The organism is Anoxybacillus eryuanensis, assembly GCF_051200995.1.
GTDB lineage: Bacteria > Bacillota > Bacilli > Bacillales > Anoxybacillaceae > Anoxybacillus > Anoxybacillus tengchongensis.
Map to the genome: position 1 here is coordinate 22,490 of NZ_JBPODS010000005.1, position 17,940 is coordinate 40,429.

Consider the following 17,940-nt stretch of genomic DNA (forward strand, 5'->3'; position numbering starts at 1 on the left):
TTTGAAAGCACGAAATGGACGTCTGGGGGGACTAACATTGAGCAATAAAGAACGCAGCTTTCCAAACCAAAACAACGAAAAATTAGAAGGCGAGCCACGCGCAAAAGCGGAATACGCATCGAAACGTGCAAACGGCACGATTAATACGCACCCTCAAGAACGAATGCACGCATCAAGTCAACGTGGCGACATCGAGGAGGAATAAAATGGGTAAACATTGGCGTAAAAAATTTTATGATAACCGTTATTCCGATCCTTTTCCACAACCATGGGCAAACCCGAAACACGCCCATGCGCAAGTAAACGGCGAAACACAACAATCGCAGAGTTTAATGATTTTACATTCTGAAGTAAGCAAACGGAAAATTTAAAATGAGAAAGAGGTTGACACGCTTGTCAACCTCTTTTCTTTAATAATGAAATCGGTAGCGCGACTTCTGTGTTTGGATCGTTTAAACGATAGCCCCATGCGAACACACCATTCATATATTGAAGTTTAAATAACGACTGTGGATCCCCTTCAATTTCGTAAAATTCTCCCGGTTGAAAATCATTCGGATTTAACAAATACGCTTTCGCCATCGCAATTTTCCGTTCATATACCGCGTATTCGTTCACCATTCCCATTTGTTCCGCTTTTCGGGCTTTTTCCGTTAACGTGGCGATCTCTTGTTTTAATTCCCATTCGCTCATTTCACTATATCGTTTTTGTTCCATTCTTCTCACTCCACTTTATGACAGCTTCATGTTCATCGTACCATAAGTGAAGCTAAAATACATAGATTAAAATAAGGCTAAAAATTCCCGTCATCAATACGTAATAAAGCATCGGAATGAGCGTCATGCGAATGATTGTCCCTTCTTTTCCAGCTAAACCGACGACGGAAGCGGCAGCAACAACGTTTAGTACACAAACCATATTCCCCGCATTCGCCCCTAACATTTGTCCAGCAATAACGATATGATGAGGCACTTGAATTTGATCAGCAATGCTAAATTGAAATAATGAAAACATCATGTTACTAAACGTTGCACTACCCGAAATAAATGAACCGAGCGCCCCAATTAAAGGAGCAACTAACGGCCAAGCCGCACCAACCGCCCCTGCGACCATCGATGCTAGCTCAATCGGCATACTTGCAAGCCCGGCGTCATTTATACCGGAGTTAATGAAAATTCGAACCATCGGCACCGCCGTTCCGAGCGCAATGGCGCTACCGATGAGCGTATATGCTGATTGTTTTATTGTTTCCACCACATCTTCGCGCTTCATTTTATGCATAAACACTGTAATGAAGATGACGACAAGAAAAATCGTTCCCGGTAAATATAACGGCTCAATCGATGTGCTAATGTTCGTTCCTAAAATGTTGTTAAACTGTAGTTTTACCGAACGAAGCCATGTTTTTAACGGTAAGTTTTGAAGGCGAGTTAACACTAAAATAAGCGCAACTAAAATATACGGCATCCACGCAAGTAAAAGCGGCATGTCACTTTTTTGCACGTTCGTTACTTGTTCATGTACATCTGTTTTCTTAAAATCCCACGGCTCTTTCGGTAATAAAAATCCTTTTTTCGCCGCTGGAACGACGATCGCTAAACCGATTAATCCACCGATCATCGATGGAAACTCTGGTCCAAGAAAAGAAGCAACGAGAAACGCAGGAACGGTAAAACTAAGCCCTGCAAATAACGTAAATTTCCAAATTTCTAATCCTTCTTTCCACGAACGATTTTCACCAAAAAAGCGCGTTAAAATAAGCACTAAAATAAGCGGGATAAACGTACCGATAATAATATCAAACGACACCGCTTGTTTAGCTAATGTTTGAAGAAATGATGATAAATCCGCTGTGCCGATAACATGTTGCACTCGTTCGGCAACAGAGTTTCCTTCCCGAAGCCCTTGATCGACCCCGACAATAATCGGTGTGCCGACAGCTCCAAACGAAACAGGGCTACTATCTGCAACGAGGGCAACAACAACCGCTGCAAGCGGCGGAAAACCTAAAGCGACAAGAAGCGGAGCACCGATCGCTGCAGGCGTTCCAAAGCCTGCCGCACCTTCAATAAAAGCACCAAACAACCATGCAATAATGATCACTTGCACACGGCGGTCACGCGTAATGCCTAAAAATCCATTTCGAATCGTATCCATTGCTCCACTTTTTGTCAACGTGTTTAACAATAAAATGGCACCAAAAATAATCCATAAAATTGAGATTGCTACAATGACGCCTTCAATTGTGGCAGCTGCTACTTGAATGCCGGGCATTTTCCAAACAAATAACGATAAAACAACGGTAATTAAAAAACTAATCGGCATCGCTTTGGCCGCTGGGAGACGAAGTAAAACAAGAAAAATAAAGACAGCTAATACCGGTGTAGAAGCTGTAATCACTTGTAGAAAGCTCATATTGTTCCCCTTTCTTTGTTGTAATATAATGACATAAGACATTATACTACATATTTGTGCATATATTCACAATGACATTTGACTACTTCTTGACAACTGTTTATGTATACGTTTTCCTTGTTTTTGTAAATATATCACATACGGAAGGATGAAAATCATGGAAAGTATCGTTATTACAGGAGCTGGGACAGGGCTCGGAAAAGAACTTGCACTTTTATATGCACAAAAGGGATACGAAATCATTTTAGTCGGGAGAAGAAAAGAACCATTGCAATGTGTTCAACAACAAATTGAATCATTTGGAGGAAAAGCCGTTGCTTTCCCGCTTGATATTACAAATTATGAACAGGTTCACCAAACAGCTGAAGCACTTTGTCATACATACAACATTACGATGCTTATTAACAATGCAGGCATTGGCCATTTCGGTCCACTAGAACAAATGACGGAGCAACATATTCACGAAATGATTGATACTAACGTCAAAGGCACGATATATATGACAAAAGCGTTTCTTCCATATTTTAAAACGTTACCTGAAGCCAATATCATGAACATTATTTCAACAGCCGGTTTGCGCGGTAAAGTAAACGAAAGTGTATATGTCGCAAGTAAATTTGCTGTACGCGGTTTTAGCGAAAGTCTCGTAAAAGAGCTGGCGGAAACAAACGTCGCTGTGACGGCTGTATATATGGGCGGTATGAATACACCGTTTTGGGACGATTCTAACCATATTCTAGACCGTTCCCGCCTTCGCTCACCAAAACAAGTAGCCGAAACAATTATAAACGAATATAAACGACAAGCAGAAATTATTGTGGAATAGGAGGAATTAGTCCTCCTTTTTCTTTTCTAAAAATTTTTCAATTAACGAAAGCGAAAAACCTTTTCGGTACAATGCTTGTTTCATTTTTTGTTCATACGTATAACGGTCATATGTTTTGTAGCGACGATGTGCCTTTTCCCCGTGATACATGAGCGCTTCCCATTCCGCTTCGTCATTTGCCGCCACATGTTGTTTTGCCACTTCAACAATATGCGAAGGAAAACCTTTCATATGCAACAATTGCGCAACATATAATTTTTGTTCTTGATGCGACCGTTTTTTCGATTGCTTATTTATTTTTTCAATCCATTTGATCGCTTTATGTCGTTGCATATCTTCCGTATAACGTTCCATCGCTTTTGCGATCACATCATCACTTATCCCTTTATCCATTAGCTCTCTACAAATCACATAAGGGCCTTTCATCGTTGTATTCATTTGTGTTTGTACGTATGCATGTGCAAATTGCTCATCGTCTATATATCGCTCATGTTGTAGTTTTACAATCACTCGTTCAATCGTTCGGGCATCTATGTCTTTTTTTGCTAAATAATCAGCCACTTCTCTTTTCGAGCGCATGCGATAAGCTAAAAAACGAAGGGCCAACTTATACGCTTGTTTTTCGTCATCTTTTTTCATCATCTCTGCCCATTGCTCCGCGGTTACTGCCATTCCCTTTTTTATTCGATATTCAATTAGTATATCTTGATCGACAGACACCACTTGTTTACCGCCATCTTCTTCGACAAAATGAACGTAAAAACGTTCGGCATTTTTTCGATCTACTTCAATTTTTTCAATCCACATCATTAGAACACACCTTTTCTTTCTTTTTTCCTTTAAACAACGCATAATAAAGGAAAGGAGGGAAAATAATGAATATTTTGATTGCTGGGGGTACTGGATTCGTCGGCAAGGCGTTAACGACATATTTTTCACAAAACGGGTATCATACGTATATATTAACGCGAAATGCACAAAAACGGGAGAACGATCCGTATATTCATTATGTACAATGGCTAGCGGAGGACGCTAAACCATATGAACAACTGCCTTCTATTGATGTGGTCGTAAATTTAGCTGGTGAATCGATTAATAGCGGACGTTGGAATGAAACAAGAAAGAGCGCAATTATGGAAAGTCGATTACAAGCAACATATGCGATTTATGATCTGATCGCCAAAATGAACAAAAAACCGAGCGTTGTCATTCAAGCAAGCGCAATCGGTATTTACGGTACATCGCTTAACGAAACATTTACAGAACGTCATGATACAATGGGAACAGACTTTTTAGCACAAACAGTAAAACGATGGGAAGAAGCTGGCCAGCGTATCGAGGCACTTGGCGTGCGCACTGTATTTATGCGTTTTGGCATTATTTTAGGGAAAGGTGGCGGAGCTCTTCCACGCATCATTCTTCCTTACAAATGGTTTATTGGTGGAACGATTGGAAGCGGGAAACAATGGATGTCATGGGTACATATAGACGACGTCATTGGGGCAATTGATTTTGCTATTCGTCATGAAACGATCTCTGGCCCGGTCAACGTCACCGCTCCATCTCCTGTGACGATGGAACAGTTCGGAAAAACAGTCGCTAAAGTTCTACATCGCCCACATTGGCTTCCTGTTCCATCCTTCGCTCTCAAACTATTGTTAGGAGAGATGAGCATGCTTGTGTTAGAAGGACAGCGTGTCATCCCAGAAAAATTACTTCAAAGAGGATATCATTTTTCATTTCCAACTGTTGATCGAGCATTGGCGAACATACTACAATCGTGACGAATACACTATTCGAAAAAAGAAATAAAGGAGTTTAACATGAAAAACATATTGCTCAAATATGGTACGGTATATCCAATTACATCTCCTCCGATGAAAGGAGCAGATGTACGTATTGAAAACGGAAAAATTGTAGAAATCGGCTATAATCTTCTTGCGGATGAGCAAACAGAAGTGATCGATGTCTCAGGAAAATACGTCTTTCCTGGGTTTATCGACGTCCATACCCATCTCGGTTTATACGACGAAGGAACAGGATGGGCGGGTAACGATGCAAACGAAACAATCGAAACGATGACTCCGCATGTACGTGCCATTGATAGCGTATACCCTCTCGATCCTGGTTTTCGTGATGCGATCGAACACGGCATCACAACAGTTCACATTATGCCTGGAAGTGCGAACGTCATCGGCGGAACGACAGCAGTCATTAAAACACACGGAAAAAATGTCGCAAACATGATCATCAAACAACCAGCTGGGTTAAAAATCGCTCTCGGTGAAAATCCAAAACGCATGCATAGTCAAGGGAATAAAGAGTCACTGACGCGCATGGGCATTATGGGAATGCTTCGTGAAACGTTTTATAATGCTAAATATAGCGATTGGCCGCACGATTTTCGCACAATCCCTATTATTCAAGCGCTAAATCGTGAAATTCCGATTCGTGTTCATGCTCATCGTGCTGATGACATTTTATCGGCCATTCGTCTAGCAGATGAGTTTGGGCTTGATTTGCGCATTGAACATTGTACGGAAGGGCATCTCATTGCGGAAGAACTCCAAGGAAGGAACTTGCACGTCTCCGTTGGACCGACACTCACACGCCGCTCAAAAGTAGAGCTTAAAAACAAAAGTTGGAAAACGTATAAAATTTTATCTGATGCCGGCGTTCACGTCTCCATTACAACAGACCATCCGTACACGCCAATTCAATATTTGCATATTTGCGCTGCGATTGCTGTACGTGAAGGGCTTGATGAACAAAAAGCGCTCGAAGGCATTACGATTTTACCAGCACGCAACTTAGGAGTTGATGACCGTGTCGGCAGCTTAGAGATTGGAAAAGATGCCGATATTGTCGTTTGGAATTATCATCCGTTCCACTACCTCGCAACTCCTATATTCACCATGATAAATGGAGAAATAATATACAAAAAAAATTAACAAAAAAACTATTTATTTTTTACACTGTTTCAAGTATGATATAAAAGGTTATACACGAAATATATACGTTCAAAATTATATACTGATGCGACAGTAAGGGAAGGCAAATGGTGCGCCACCAGCAATGTGCTGGTTCTAGTGGGTTCGATTCCCACCCCGAAATTTTTTGATTTGCATAAATTAAAAAATTTCGAGGGTGGCTCGTTCCCTATGGTCGACTGCCCTCGTGAATGGAGGGAGATACGATGTTAAAAAAACGCGAACTGCAAGATTGTCAAGCGTTGTATGAGCTTATGGTGCACCCGGACGTCTTCCCTTTCGTGCGCCATAAAGCATATTCATACGAGGAGTTTTTATTTATTACAAAACAAACGATCGAAGCCGAAGAACGCGGTGAACTCATTTCGCGCACCATTTTAGATGAGTGGGGCAATCCGATTGGAACGATTAACTTATTTGATATTGAAGATGGCGCTGGCTTTTTAGGCACATGGCTCGGAAAACCGTATCATGGAAAAGGATACAACCAACTTGCCAAAGACGCCTTCTTTAACGAACTGTTTTATGAACGTTCCATCAACACGATCTTCATGCGCATTCGCAAAGTCAACGTCCGCTCCACAAAAGCTGCCGAAAAACTTCCTTACGTCACCCTTGCTAATGAAACAAGAAAGCGATTATGGGAAGAAATTAATCAAGGTGAAGACATATATAACTTATATGAAATTTCAAAGGACAACTATACGTTATATGCGATGCGCCAACAAAAAGCTGATGATGAACAACAATTAAAAGAAGCGTAACCTGTTCTGTGCGAACAGGTTTTTTTATTTGGATAATTTTTTATTTTTCTGTTCATAATGTTAATGTTACATTTTACAAAAGCGAGGGATACATATGACTGACAAAAAGAAACGTGAGAAAACGAAAAGCACGCTATCTAGCGCACAAGAAGTGACATACGCTCGCGACTTTAAACGAGCAGATCAAGCAGGTGGATTTACTGACAAACATGCTCGCCATTAACAACATTGTCCATTCATTTTTTTCGCTATTCATCACATGCTAGTAGCGAAAGAAAGGAGGCGACACATATGGGACGTTCACGTGGTCAAAAAGCGCGCGATAAAAACAAATCAAAAATGCCACAAGTACCAAAAACGATGAAATCAGACGGTCACGATGTCGAGTTTTCTGCCGAATTTGCCGATCATGAAGACTTAGAGGCACAAGCGCGTGCTGAAGCAGCCGGTATTCGCCAAAGCAAAAGAAGAAAATCATGAAATAAAGAGAAGGTGTCCCGAAAGTTCTAAGGACACCTTTCTCTCATGAATACGTATTTCAAACTTTAAACGTTGCAACCGCATCGCGTAGTTTTTCTGCCATTTCAGCTAACGATGTAGCTGCGGACGTTACTTCTTCACTTGATGCTAGCTGTTCTTCAGAAGATGCGGAAATTTCAGCTGTCCGTTCAACGAATCGTTTCGCAATTGATGATACTTCATCTATAGAAGCATGAACTTGATGAACACCAGCCGACATTTGTTCTGAAACCGCTGATAGTTCTTGAATTTGTTCGTTTACCTGTTCAATTGAAAGCGAAATTTGCTCAAAAAATGTTCCTGTTTCTTCTACCAATTTTGTCCCTTGTTTCACTTCTTCTGTTCCTTTTTCAACAATGTTGACGACATGCCCTGTATTTTGTTGAATCATTTCAATTAATTGCGCAATTTGATTTGCAGACTCACGCGACTGTTCCGCCAATTTACGCACCTCATCCGCTACAACTGCAAATCCTTTCCCATGCTCTCCAGCACGTGCCGCTTCAATGGCTGCATTAAGCGCCAATAAGTTTGTTTGTTCAGCAATACCGACAATGACGTCAACAATTTTGCCGATTTGTGTGGATTTTTCGTTTAGTTCTTTAATGACGGTATTCGTTGCATTCGTTGATTCGTTAATCGTATTCATTTGCATAACGACTTTTCGTAAATATTGTTGTCCAACAGCCGCTTGTTTCGTCGTCTCTGTCGCAGAGTTCGCTACAACAGTAGCCGTTTGAGCCATTCGTTCAATTCCTGCCGCCATCTCACCAATCGCATGCACGCTTTCTTCTGCATGTTTTCCTTGGATTTCTGCTCCTTGAGCTACTTCTTGAATCGCTGTCGTTACTTCTTCTGTCGCTGCACTTGCCTGCTCAGCGCTTGCCATGAGTTCTTGTACCGAAGCAGACACATGCTCTGTCGCTGCGCTTACTTGTTGAATAAGCTGTTTTAAATTGTGAGACATTCGATTAAACGACTTCGCCAAATCACCAATTTCATCCTGATTTGTCACATGAATATCATCAACCGACAAATCACCGTGTGCAATTTTTTCAGCATGATCGGAAATTTGTTTCACTGGTCTTGCGATTTTTTCGCTAATATATAACGCAATGGCAATACTGACAAAAAAGGCTATGCCCATTGTTATAAGCGTCATATATTTCATGTCTTTAGCTTGTTTAGATAATGTTTCGCTCATTTGTTGTAAATATTTTTGTTGAACGGCCCGAGCTTGCTCACCTGCTTCAGTTACTTCTAACGTAATGGCATTTCCTCGCTCTTTCATGAGGCGTGAAATTTCAGCCATTTGACCTTGCTTTTTGAACTCCACTGCCTGTTTCGCAATATCACGATAGTCTTGCTCTGCTTTTACTAACCGATCAACCGCTTCCTTTGCTTTGCTCTCTAACCGTAATGATGTCATTTTTTCTTGATTATCCACAAATTCGCTCGCTGCTTGTTCAAATGCATTTAAACTTTCAGGTTTTCCGTTAATTAAATATCCCCTTACAGCAATTTGTTCGCGCAACACCGCATTTTGCATATTTGTAACAATATTTATTCGTTCAAACCCTTCTTTCATCGCATTGGAATACTGCTCATCAATTTGCTCTAACCTATTATATGTAAGCATACTTACGACAAAAAATAACAATAACACTGAAAGAAACGTCGCAATTAATTTTTTTCTTACCGTTAAACTCATGATGCTTCCCCCTGTCTTAGTAAAATAAAAAAGCTGCCCAAACAAAGTAAATAGAGGCAGCTATAGTTCGACACGTATCCTAGAGAATGGAACCTTCTTATACTTCACAAGAAGGGCAACTGGCTGGCATATCTATACACATAGACGTAGCCCCTATAGCTTTGCGCCCTACCCTTTCGAGTAGTTTGCCGATTATTCAATTTTTTACATTTTCATTTTATCACAACAACTATGAAAAAAGAAGTAGGTAGTTGTGACCAAAAAAGCAATTTTTCCTATCGTCAATATACGAGATAAAAATTTACCTTTTTATCCAAAATTTTTTTACATTTTTTTGAACAATCATTTTGTGCTATTTTTCACAAAAATAGCACATGTTACATTAAATTTGCATAGACCAAAAAATCCCTTTTTGTTTTAAGGAGGACTCGTCATGAAAGCTGCAGTTGTAGAGCAATTTAAAGAACCGCTACAAATTAAAGAAGTGGAAAAACCAACGATTTCATATGGCGAAGTGTTAGTACGCATCAAAGCGTGTGGAGTATGTCATACAGACTTGCATGCCGCGCATGGCGACTGGCCTGTGAAACCTAAACTGCCCCTCATTCCTGGACATGAAGGTGTCGGTGTAATTGAAGAAGTAGGTCCTGGGGTGACACATTTAAAAGTTGGAGATCGCGTAGGTATCCCTTGGCTTTATTCGGCGTGCGGTCATTGTGACTATTGCTTAAGCGGACAAGAAACATTATGCGAACGTCAACAAAACGCTGGCTATTCCGTTGATGGTGGTTATGCTGAATATTGCCGTGCTGCAGCCGATTATGTCGTAAAAATTCCTGATAACTTATCGTTTGAAGAAGCCGCTCCAATCTTTTGCGCTGGTGTAACAACATATAAAGCGCTCAAAGTAACAGGCGCAAAACCAGGTGAATGGGTAGCGATTTACGGTATCGGCGGGCTTGGACACGTCGCTGTTCAATATGCAAAAGCAATGGGATTAAACGTCGTCGCTGTCGATTTAGGCGATGAAAAACTTGAATTAGCTAAACAGCTTGGTGCTGATCTTGTCGTTAATCCAAAACTTGAAGATGCAGCGCAATGGATGAAAGAAAAAATTGGCGGTGTGCATGCGGCTGTCGTGACAGCTGTATCAAAAGCAGCGTTTGAATCGGCCTACAAAGCTATTCGTCGTGGTGGCGCTTGCGTACTTGTCGGATTGCCACCTGAAGAAATGCCTATTCCAATTTTCGATACTGTGTTAAATGGAGTAAGAATTATTGGTTCCATCGTTGGTACGCGCAAAGATTTACAAGAGGCACTTCAATTTGCGGCAGAAGGGAAAGTAAAAACAATTGTCGAAGTGCAACCACTTGAAAACATTAACGACGTATTCGATCGTATGTTAAAAGGGCAAATTAACGGCCGCGTCGTGTTAAAAGTAGATTAAAAAGAAGGCGTCTATGAGCGCCTTCTTATTTGATTTCAACAGAAAATACTTGATGGTCATGAAGGTCTTCCTTAATGACATGCACGCGAAACTGATAAATTCCTGAAGATGCGAATGAAACTTCAGCAACATACGTTCCATTTCCTTGTTCATTCATTGTAACATATGTATGTTTCTTATCTTCTCCCTTCCAATATTCCATCGTTACTTGCCCTTCCGTTAACGGTTTTTCATCGTATACCATTTGCACCTGAAACGTCGTACGTTCATTTTGTTTTGCTTCTTTTGGCGAAAATGTCATATACACACGATGTTCGTGTGTATGCGAATGATTGGATTGCTTTCGTGCTTGGGTTGTTGCTCCTTGCTTTTGCTCTACACGAACTTCATTTTTTTCCATACGATGCGAATTATTCGCCGTCACATGATATGTAACAACATACACTCCATCAGCCGCAAACGTTTTCTCAGCAACATATACACCGTTTCCTTTGTGTCGCGCAGTGATCATCTCGTCATGTTCTTCCCCTTTTCGTCTAATTTCAAATTGGACATCACTCGCATGTTCAATCGGTTTTTCTCCATCTGTAACGACAACTTGAAGCGTCGTCGGCTCATTAACATAAATCACTTTAGGGTTTGTTTGAAATACGACCTCGATTTGCTTAGGCGGTTCTTTTTCGTTTTTTGGTGCATCTTGTGGTGACGTACAGCCACTAAAAATGAACATAAGCGAAATAACTATCCATGCTAATTTCTTCATTTTTTTCCTCCATTCCACTTCATGCACAATTCATTATAACAAACAGAAAAAAATAGCCCAAGCATTTGCCTAGGCTATTTTTTCGTTGTGCTGATTCGAAACGGTACATAGAGCGGACAAAATCTTATAAATGCCGTAGCAATCAGAACAACTCCTAAAATGCCAACATATTTGATATTTCCTTCGAGGAAAAATAATCCTAATAACGCAATACCTAATATGAAACGAATCATGCGATCAACTGAACCAACATTCGCTTTCATTTTCTCTTCCTCCCCTCACCTTTCTATCTTTATCATAGAGGAAAAAAGCGAATCGCTCCGTGATAAAATCACATTGTCGCAAATTTGTCACATAGTCTCTCTTTGTCCACAATTTTTACTTTCCCACGCGCGAGTTGAACGTATCCTTCTCGCTCGAGCTGTTTTAAAATGCGGCTGACAACTTCACGCGCTGTTCCAAGCTCGATCGCAATGTGCTCATGCGTCATCTCGATCATATTTGTTTTATTTTTCTTGCATCTGTCAAGCAAAAATTCAATGAGACGCTTATCCATTTTTTCAAATACTATATGCTCGATCATTTGCATCATCGCCATAAACCGATTCATCATCATATCATAAACAAACGTTTGTAGCTGTGTGTTTGTTGCCATCATCGTTGCAAACGTATCTTTTGGAACGATTATCGCTTCCGCATCTTCTTCCACAATTGCAGTAGCTGGAAAAGGTGAATGCGACAATACACTTGAAATGGTCAACACGCATGACTCTCCACGACAAACACGATATAAATTGACTTCTTTTCCGTTTTCTCCAATCTTTGCTACTCGGATGACGCCAGAAACGATGAATGCTACATGTTCACACATATCCCCCTCCCGAAAAACAACGGTTCCTTTCGGGAGCTTTACGTTTATGTATAAGTTATCGTACAAAAATGGAAACAATATTTCTCCCCTCTCCTTTCTTAATAATATTACAACGTATCAACCGCCCCTTTCCATACAAAAAAACTTCCCTAAAATAAGAGAAGTTTTCTAAGTCCCACAAAACGTCCGATACGGTCGGGCAGACGGTGCAGGGGGCTTGGCGTATTCTTCTTGCTCTTTCGTGTAGGCATACGGATATTTCAACACGTGAAGCAGTCGCTCCATGACCGTATCGTCCCCATACTCGACCGCTGCCGAAAGCGCTTCTTCCACCCGATAGTTGCGCGGAATAATTGCAGGGTTGTGTTGCCGCATTCGTTCATGTACTTCATCTTTCGTAATGTCTTGGCGGGCAATTCTTTGTTGCCAACGTACATACCAGTCCCGAAACTCTTTTTCGTTGAAATTCCATTCATCTAGCGTTAACGCGCGAAACGTATTCGTATAGTCGAGGTGATATGTGTACATCAAATGAAGAAGCTCCCCAATGAGTTTTTTATCTTCCTCTTCTTCCGTGCAAAGTCCGAGCTTCGCGCGCATCCCTTGTAGCCAATACGTTTCATACAACGTCGGAAATGGAGCGATCGTCTCTTGCGCAAGTTCGATGGCTTTTTCTTCTTCTTCGTGTAAAAGCGGCAAAAGACTTTCTGCAAGGCGGGCGATGTTCCATCCAGCCATATACGGCTGATTGCCGTACGCATATCGCCCTTGCGTATCAATCGAACTAAACACCGTCTTCGGATCGTACACATCCATAAATGCGCACGGTCCGTAATCAATCGTCTCGCCGCTAATCGTCATATTATCCGTATTCATCACCCCATGAACAAATCCAACCAATTGCCAATTCGCCACAAGCGCCGCTTGCTTTTTCATCACTTCTTCAAGTAAAAAAACATAGCGGTTGGATGCATGTTCACCGTTCGGATAATGGCGCTTTATCGCATAATCGGCTAATTGTTGCAATTCCTCTTTCGATAAAAAACGAGCCGCATATTGAAACGTCCCGACACGCAAATGACTCGCTGCCACGCGCGTCAAAACCGCACCTGGAAGTTCTGTTTCTCGAATCACAACTTCCCCTGTCGTCACGACCGCTAAACTACGCGTCGTCGGAATACGAAGCGCATGCATCGCCTCGCTAATGATATACTCACGAAGCATCGGCCCAAGCGCTGCCCGACCATCCCCACCGCGCGAATACGGCGTCCGCCCCGAACCTTTCAGTTGAATGTCGACTCGCTCTCCACTTGGCGTCACATGCTCCCCAAGCAAAATAGCGCGCCCATCGCCAAGTATATTAAAATACCCGAACTGATGCCCCGCATACGCCTGCGCCAAAGGCTCTGCTCCTTCAGGCACACGATTTCCAGCAAACACCGCCACCCCTTCTTCACTCGCTAACGCCTCTACGCTTAGCCCAAGCTCCTCGGCAAGCGAACGATTGAGCATGACAAGTTCCGGGTCACTAACAGGCGTTGGTTGAAGCCTCGCAAAAAACCGCTCAGGCAAGCGGGCATAACTATTGTCAAAGTTCCAATTTGCGTCCAACGTGCTACCTCCCTTATGAAACGTTCAAATTAACGTTTTGGTTGTATGTATTAGTATATCCTATTTTCCTTAATAGTGCTGTGTAGGTGGATTGTCGTGGTGAATGTCATTGAGCTCATTTTGTTTGCATAGCCCAGCAATAGAAATTTGGCTTTAGGATAGCTATCTTATGTGATATAATGAATGTATAATAGTGTAAAAAGTTTGGGGAATTTAACAATGTATTACGATCCTCAGTTACCACTGTATCATGGAACAATTAGTTTATATGCAAATATCATTGCCAAACAAGGAATTCAAATATACCCTAGAGGCAAGGGTGGGGCGGACTTCGGTCCTGGTTTTTATGTAACGACTCATTTTAATCAAGCTCGAGAATGGGCACTTCGCAGAAAAGAAAGGCCTATTCCTATTCCACACGCGCTTGAACGAGAAGGAATTACTATTAGAGACTTTCTAGGAATGAAAAAAGATTTTCAGCCTGTTGTACTTAAAATAACGGTTAAAAACGAAAATAACTGGTTAAATTTAAAACATCGCATTTTTGATCAAGAGAATGAACAATGGCAACGTTTTGTATGGACAATGAGACAAATAAATCACTCTTTTCCTCCATGCGACTACGATTGGATTTATGGGCTAGTGGCAGACGGCGGGTTACAGTCAACAGATTATAAAAATATACGTGCTTATAAAGACAAAGATCAGCTAGCCGTGCTCACGAATGTAGCTATACAGTACTTACAAATTTCGGAGGTGATTACATGTCCATAATCATTTCAAAAGATATCAAAATGATGGTTCAACACATTATACGCGAATTAGTCGAAGAATTTGGTAAAAGTGAAATAGAAGCAAAAGAGCTTATCCAAAAATCAGATGTTGTTCGTTCGTTAATGATAGATCCAATGGGCTTTCACGAATCTCCTTACAATTGGGCTTTAAGCATATTAACCGATGCAAATGATGTAGAAGCGTTAGAAAAATATTTAAATCACTAATACCCCCAGAGAATGAATGGCGTGCTCCCTGGGGGTTTTTTATACTGTAACCAAAACTCAAAATAAACGATCCATGAACGTTGTTTTCGTGTTTGGGTGGAGAATAAAAATTACTCAAGAGTGTTTTATTCGAAATAAGGCACCTTTGAGATACTTCAGACTCAAAGATGCCTTAACACCGAAGAAAAAATATATTGAAACGTTAGCAACAACCCCAACGGCTAACTAGATATCACAAGTAACGCTTTTGCTACGCCCCCACAATATCTTCTGAATTTCGATTAATCTCATCGATAATGCTAATAATTCTACGTGCATCGTCTAAGTTTTCTTTAAACAACTCGACAATGCTTCCAACCGGTTTAAACGGTTCTTCTTGTAATACTTTTTTGTCCATCACTCCATTTTTCACAAAATAATCGACGATCAATTTGACAAAGCGGCTTTGGTAAATGTTTAGCCGTTCGTTTGATAAAAATTCCGAAAACGCTTCGTTTGCTGCTTGTGGGTCAAGACCGACCGTTTTGCGCACAAGTTTCATAATTGGTGTATCCCCAAACTCTTTTTCATAATCTTCTTTTGTCCCAAGTTCGTTCCAAAGAATGTGTTCTAACATGTGCAAATCTTGCACGGTTAACTTTTTATGTAACTATTCAGCCACATCATAAAGTGAGCTGAATATTTTTGAACAATCACTACTCTTATACTAACATTTTTATTCCACAACATGCATTAAATTTGGAACAAATTTATTTGAGCGTTAACTTCGCCACACTCTCGACATGTGCCGTATGTGGGAAAAGGTCAAACGGTTGAATGTATTCGACGCGATATTGTTTTGCGAGTGTGTCGATATCGCGAGCGAGGCTGGATGGGTTACAGGAGACGTACACGACCGTTTTCGGTTTGACTTGTAACATCGTTTTTAATAAAGCGTTGTCGCAGCCTGTTCGCGGTGGGTCGACGATGATGACGTCTGGTTTCCAACCTTCTTTCACCCATTTTGGCAACAATACTTCCGCTTTTCCGACCGCATAGGTGACGTTTGTAAAGCCGTGGCGTTCGGCGTTTTGGCGCGCATCGTCAATCGCTTCTGGAATCGTATCCATGCCGCGCACTTCTTTCGCCTCACGAGCAAGCCATAGACCGATGGTGCCGACGCCGCAATACGCATCGACAACTCGTTCGTTTTTCGTGAGCGCAGCCGCTTTTTTTACTTCATCATATAGCTTCACCGTTTGAATCGGATTGAGTTGGAAAAAAGCGCGGGCGGATAGTTCAAACGATAAGTCGCCAAGCGCTTCTTGAATGTACGGTTCACCGGCAAGCACAATAGTTTCATCGCCAAAAATAAGCGACGTTTTTTGTCCGTTTATGTTTTGGGCAATCGATTTCACTTCTGGCAACCGACGTTTCACTTCAGCTACAAGTAGCTCTTTGCGCGGCAATTCTTTTGTCGCTGTCACAATGACAAGTTGCACATCGCCTGTAAAAAACCCGACGCGCGCTACAATCGTGCGCACGACACCTGTTCTTTTTCGCTCGTGATAAATCGGAATGCGCAAATCTTGCAAAATCGTTTTCACGACCGTTGTGACACGGTTGGTAGCGTCATGTTGAATGAAACAGCGGTCGATGTCAATGAGCTCGTGCGAGTTCATGCTGTAAAGCCCGGCGATGACGCGCCCTTTTTTCACTCCGACTTGAAATTGACTTTTGTTGCGATAGTGCCACGGGTCATCCATGCCAATCGTTGGACGAATATGAAGTTCTTCTACATTGAATCGACTATGGCGCTCAAGCGCTTGAATGACGATATCGCGCTTTGCTTCGAGCTGCGCATGGTAGTCTAAATGTTGCAGCTGGCAGCCACCGCATCGGTCATATACAGGGCAAAGCGGTTTGACGCGGTGCGGTGAGCGTTTTCGAATGCGTACGATTTTTCCTTCGGCATACGTCGGATACACATTCGTCGCTTGAACGACGACTTCTTCTCCCGGAAGCGCTCCCGGAACGAACACGACTTGTTTTTTAAAATAGCCGACACCTTCTCCGTTAATACCTAATCGTTTAATGGTGAGTGGAAATTGTTGTCCTTGTTGTAACATGGCGATCTCTCCTATTCAATACTTCTCCATAAATATAGCGACGCGTAGCTTAAATACGGCCCCCATCGCTTGCTTAGCGCCTCCATTTGCGCCATTGAAGGTTTCGTTTCTAACAAAAGCAGTTTTTGTACGGCTCGCTGTAAGCCAATATCCGCTTTTGGAAACAAGTTCGGACGACCGAGCCCAAACAACAGGAAGTTTTGCACCGTCCACGGTCCGATGCCGCGCAACGGAAGCAAGGTGTCCATCACTTCTTTATCCGTTGCCTCCGCTAGCTTGTTTAGTGCTAATTTTCCTTCAGCAACGAGCCGCGAAATATCGATAATGTATTCTGACTTTTTTTGGCTAAATTGCAACGCTTTCAGCTCATCGTACGATAAGCGGGCGATTTGTTCAGGGCGTGGGTAAAACCAAATTCCATCTATTTCACGCCCAAACGTTTTCACAAACCGCTCGGTCATTTTGTACGCCACTTTCATATGTAGCTGCTGATGAATAATGCATTTAATTAAGCAAAAATATAAATCCGGTTCTAACACAAGTGGCGTTCCTTCATGTTCACGGAAAATTTCCCGCAATTCCGTTTGCAAAAAATGCTCGTGAATCGGCAAAAGGGAGCGATCCCAATGCAATATGTGAAACAGACGGGATAATATTGCTTCTTTTAATTGTTCGTACTGCGCTTCAACAAGAAAAGCCGGTACTTGTTTTGTTCCGATACTGCGAACGAAAACAGCAACTGGAGTTTCATTTATATAAAGCGGGATCACTAGTTGTTGCTTTTCGATGTCTACTTTGGCTAACGGGTCTTGCGCTAACCGCTCTAATACACGTGAAAAATCGTATGGAGCTTCTACTTCAATTCGTTGTTGCCACATGTCTATTCCTACCTTTTTTCCTTCTATTATAACGA

Annotated in this window: 21 protein-coding genes, 1 pseudogene and 1 riboswitch; of the genes and pseudogenes, 11 read left to right on the plus strand and 11 right to left on the minus strand. The window is 41.7% G+C overall.

Features of this window, described 5'->3' with window-relative positions; translation table 11 throughout:
• Positions 1-37 precede the first annotated feature (37 nt).
• Both HNQ84_RS07260 and HNQ84_RS07265 read left to right on the plus strand, forming a co-directional pair.
• Positions 38-205, plus strand: a complete 168-nt coding sequence (locus HNQ84_RS07260) for a small, acid-soluble spore protein K (protein WP_435621665.1) — start codon at positions 38-40, stop codon at positions 203-205.
• Position 206: 1 nt separating this feature from the next.
• Complete coding sequence (locus HNQ84_RS07265; RefSeq protein WP_006322047.1) at positions 207-371, plus strand: YpzG family protein; 165 nt, start codon at positions 207-209, stop codon at positions 369-371.
• A 25-nt stretch (positions 372-396) separates the two neighbouring features.
• On the opposite strand, the gene HNQ84_RS07270 is transcribed toward HNQ84_RS07265, so the two are convergent.
• Positions 397-717, minus strand: coding sequence for a YfhH family protein (locus HNQ84_RS07270; protein ID WP_035048390.1), 321 nt, complete (start codon positions 715-717; stop codon positions 397-399).
• Between the two features lie 52 nt (positions 718-769).
• Entirely contained in the window at positions 770-2,416 is a 1,647-nt protein-coding gene (locus tag HNQ84_RS07275) for an L-lactate permease (RefSeq protein ID WP_435621666.1), read from the minus strand.
• A 157-nt stretch (positions 2,417-2,573) separates the two neighbouring features.
• Between HNQ84_RS07275 and HNQ84_RS07280 the strand changes: the two genes are divergently transcribed.
• Positions 2,574-3,242: an SDR family NAD(P)-dependent oxidoreductase gene (locus HNQ84_RS07280; protein ID WP_435621667.1), complete on the plus strand. Its 669-nt coding sequence runs from the start codon at positions 2,574-2,576 to the stop codon at positions 3,240-3,242.
• Between the two features lie 6 nt (positions 3,243-3,248).
• Here HNQ84_RS07280 and recX read toward each other — a convergent pair whose 3' ends face one another.
• A complete protein-coding gene (recX, locus tag HNQ84_RS07285; RefSeq protein ID WP_435621734.1) occupies positions 3,249-4,049 on the minus strand; it encodes a recombination regulator RecX in 801 nt (266 codons plus the stop codon).
• Between the two features lie 68 nt (positions 4,050-4,117).
• On the opposite strand from recX, the gene HNQ84_RS07290 reads away from it, so the two are divergent.
• The 5 genes from HNQ84_RS07290 (at position 4,118) to HNQ84_RS07310 (ending at position 7,476) form a co-directional block, all read left to right on the plus strand.
• On the plus strand, positions 4,118-5,026 hold the full coding sequence (locus HNQ84_RS07290) for a TIGR01777 family oxidoreductase (RefSeq protein WP_435621668.1): 909 nt from the start codon (positions 4,118-4,120) through the stop codon (positions 5,024-5,026).
• A gap of 39 nt (positions 5,027-5,065) precedes the next feature.
• Entirely contained in the window at positions 5,066-6,193 is a 1,128-nt protein-coding gene (locus HNQ84_RS07295; protein ID WP_435621669.1) for an amidohydrolase, read from the plus strand.
• Between the two features lie 245 nt (positions 6,194-6,438).
• A complete protein-coding gene (locus tag HNQ84_RS07300) occupies positions 6,439-6,996 on the plus strand; it encodes a GNAT family N-acetyltransferase (protein WP_339172750.1) in 558 nt (185 codons plus the stop codon).
• A gap of 94 nt (positions 6,997-7,090) precedes the next feature.
• The gene (locus HNQ84_RS07305; RefSeq protein ID WP_072242748.1) at positions 7,091-7,219 is read left to right on the plus strand and encodes a YfhE family protein; all 129 of its coding nucleotides are present in this window, start codon (positions 7,091-7,093) and stop codon (positions 7,217-7,219) included.
• A gap of 68 nt (positions 7,220-7,287) precedes the next feature.
• Positions 7,288-7,476 (plus strand): YfhD family protein, encoded by a 189-nt coding sequence (locus tag HNQ84_RS07310; protein WP_183242750.1) that lies wholly within the window; start codon positions 7,288-7,290, stop codon positions 7,474-7,476.
• 58 nt (positions 7,477-7,534) lie between these two features.
• Here HNQ84_RS07310 and HNQ84_RS07315 read toward each other — a convergent pair whose 3' ends face one another.
• Positions 7,535-9,226, minus strand: coding sequence for a methyl-accepting chemotaxis protein (locus HNQ84_RS07315; RefSeq protein WP_435621670.1), 1,692 nt, complete (start codon positions 9,224-9,226; stop codon positions 7,535-7,537).
• Between the two features lie 111 nt (positions 9,227-9,337).
• A riboswitch (cyclic di-GMP riboswitch) is annotated at positions 9,338-9,426 on the minus strand.
• A gap of 233 nt (positions 9,427-9,659) precedes the next feature.
• On the opposite strand from HNQ84_RS07315, the gene adhP reads away from it, so the two are divergent.
• Entirely contained in the window at positions 9,660-10,673 is a 1,014-nt protein-coding gene (adhP, locus tag HNQ84_RS07320) for an alcohol dehydrogenase AdhP (RefSeq protein ID WP_435621671.1), read from the plus strand.
• A 25-nt stretch (positions 10,674-10,698) separates the two neighbouring features.
• Here the strand turns inward: adhP and HNQ84_RS07325 are convergent, their stop codons facing one another.
• The 4 genes from HNQ84_RS07325 to HNQ84_RS07340 form a co-directional block, all read right to left on the minus strand.
• Complete coding sequence (locus HNQ84_RS07325; RefSeq protein ID WP_435621672.1) at positions 10,699-11,436, minus strand: FixH family protein; 738 nt, start codon at positions 11,434-11,436, stop codon at positions 10,699-10,701.
• 74 nt (positions 11,437-11,510) lie between these two features.
• Positions 11,511-11,699, minus strand: coding sequence for a YgaP family membrane protein (locus tag HNQ84_RS07330; protein ID WP_435621673.1), 189 nt, complete (start codon positions 11,697-11,699; stop codon positions 11,511-11,513).
• 68 nt (positions 11,700-11,767) lie between these two features.
• Entirely contained in the window at positions 11,768-12,385 is a 618-nt protein-coding gene (locus tag HNQ84_RS07335; RefSeq protein WP_055441799.1) for a Crp/Fnr family transcriptional regulator, read from the minus strand.
• A 90-nt stretch (positions 12,386-12,475) separates the two neighbouring features.
• Positions 12,476-13,918 (minus strand): protein adenylyltransferase SelO, encoded by a 1,443-nt coding sequence (locus tag HNQ84_RS07340; protein WP_435621674.1) that lies wholly within the window; start codon positions 13,916-13,918, stop codon positions 12,476-12,478.
• Between the two features lie 219 nt (positions 13,919-14,137).
• On the opposite strand from HNQ84_RS07340, the gene HNQ84_RS07345 reads away from it, so the two are divergent.
• Together HNQ84_RS07345 and HNQ84_RS07350 are read left to right on the plus strand one after the other, a co-directional pair.
• Entirely contained in the window at positions 14,138-14,692 is a 555-nt protein-coding gene (locus HNQ84_RS07345; protein ID WP_032101032.1) for a DUF3990 domain-containing protein, read from the plus strand.
• Positions 14,683-14,919 (plus strand): hypothetical protein, encoded by a 237-nt coding sequence (locus tag HNQ84_RS07350; RefSeq protein ID WP_032101031.1) that lies wholly within the window; start codon positions 14,683-14,685, stop codon positions 14,917-14,919. The genes HNQ84_RS07345 and HNQ84_RS07350 overlap by 10 nt, the downstream gene beginning before the upstream one ends.
• A gap of 250 nt (positions 14,920-15,169) precedes the next feature.
• Here the strand turns inward: HNQ84_RS07350 and HNQ84_RS07355 are convergent.
• From HNQ84_RS07355 to HNQ84_RS07365, 3 genes and pseudogenes are all read right to left on the minus strand, one after another.
• Positions 15,170-15,565, minus strand: a pseudogene (locus HNQ84_RS07355) (type I restriction-modification enzyme R subunit C-terminal domain-containing protein); the annotation flags it as partial.
• A 103-nt stretch (positions 15,566-15,668) separates the two neighbouring features.
• Positions 15,669-17,027: a 23S rRNA (uracil(1939)-C(5))-methyltransferase RlmD gene (gene rlmD / locus HNQ84_RS07360; RefSeq protein WP_435621675.1), complete on the minus strand. Its 1,359-nt coding sequence runs from the start codon at positions 17,025-17,027 to the stop codon at positions 15,669-15,671.
• An 11-nt stretch (positions 17,028-17,038) separates the two neighbouring features.
• On the minus strand, positions 17,039-17,905 hold the full coding sequence (locus HNQ84_RS07365) for a DNA-3-methyladenine glycosylase family protein (RefSeq protein WP_435621676.1): 867 nt from the start codon (positions 17,903-17,905) through the stop codon (positions 17,039-17,041).
• Positions 17,906-17,940: the final 35 nt, after the last annotated feature.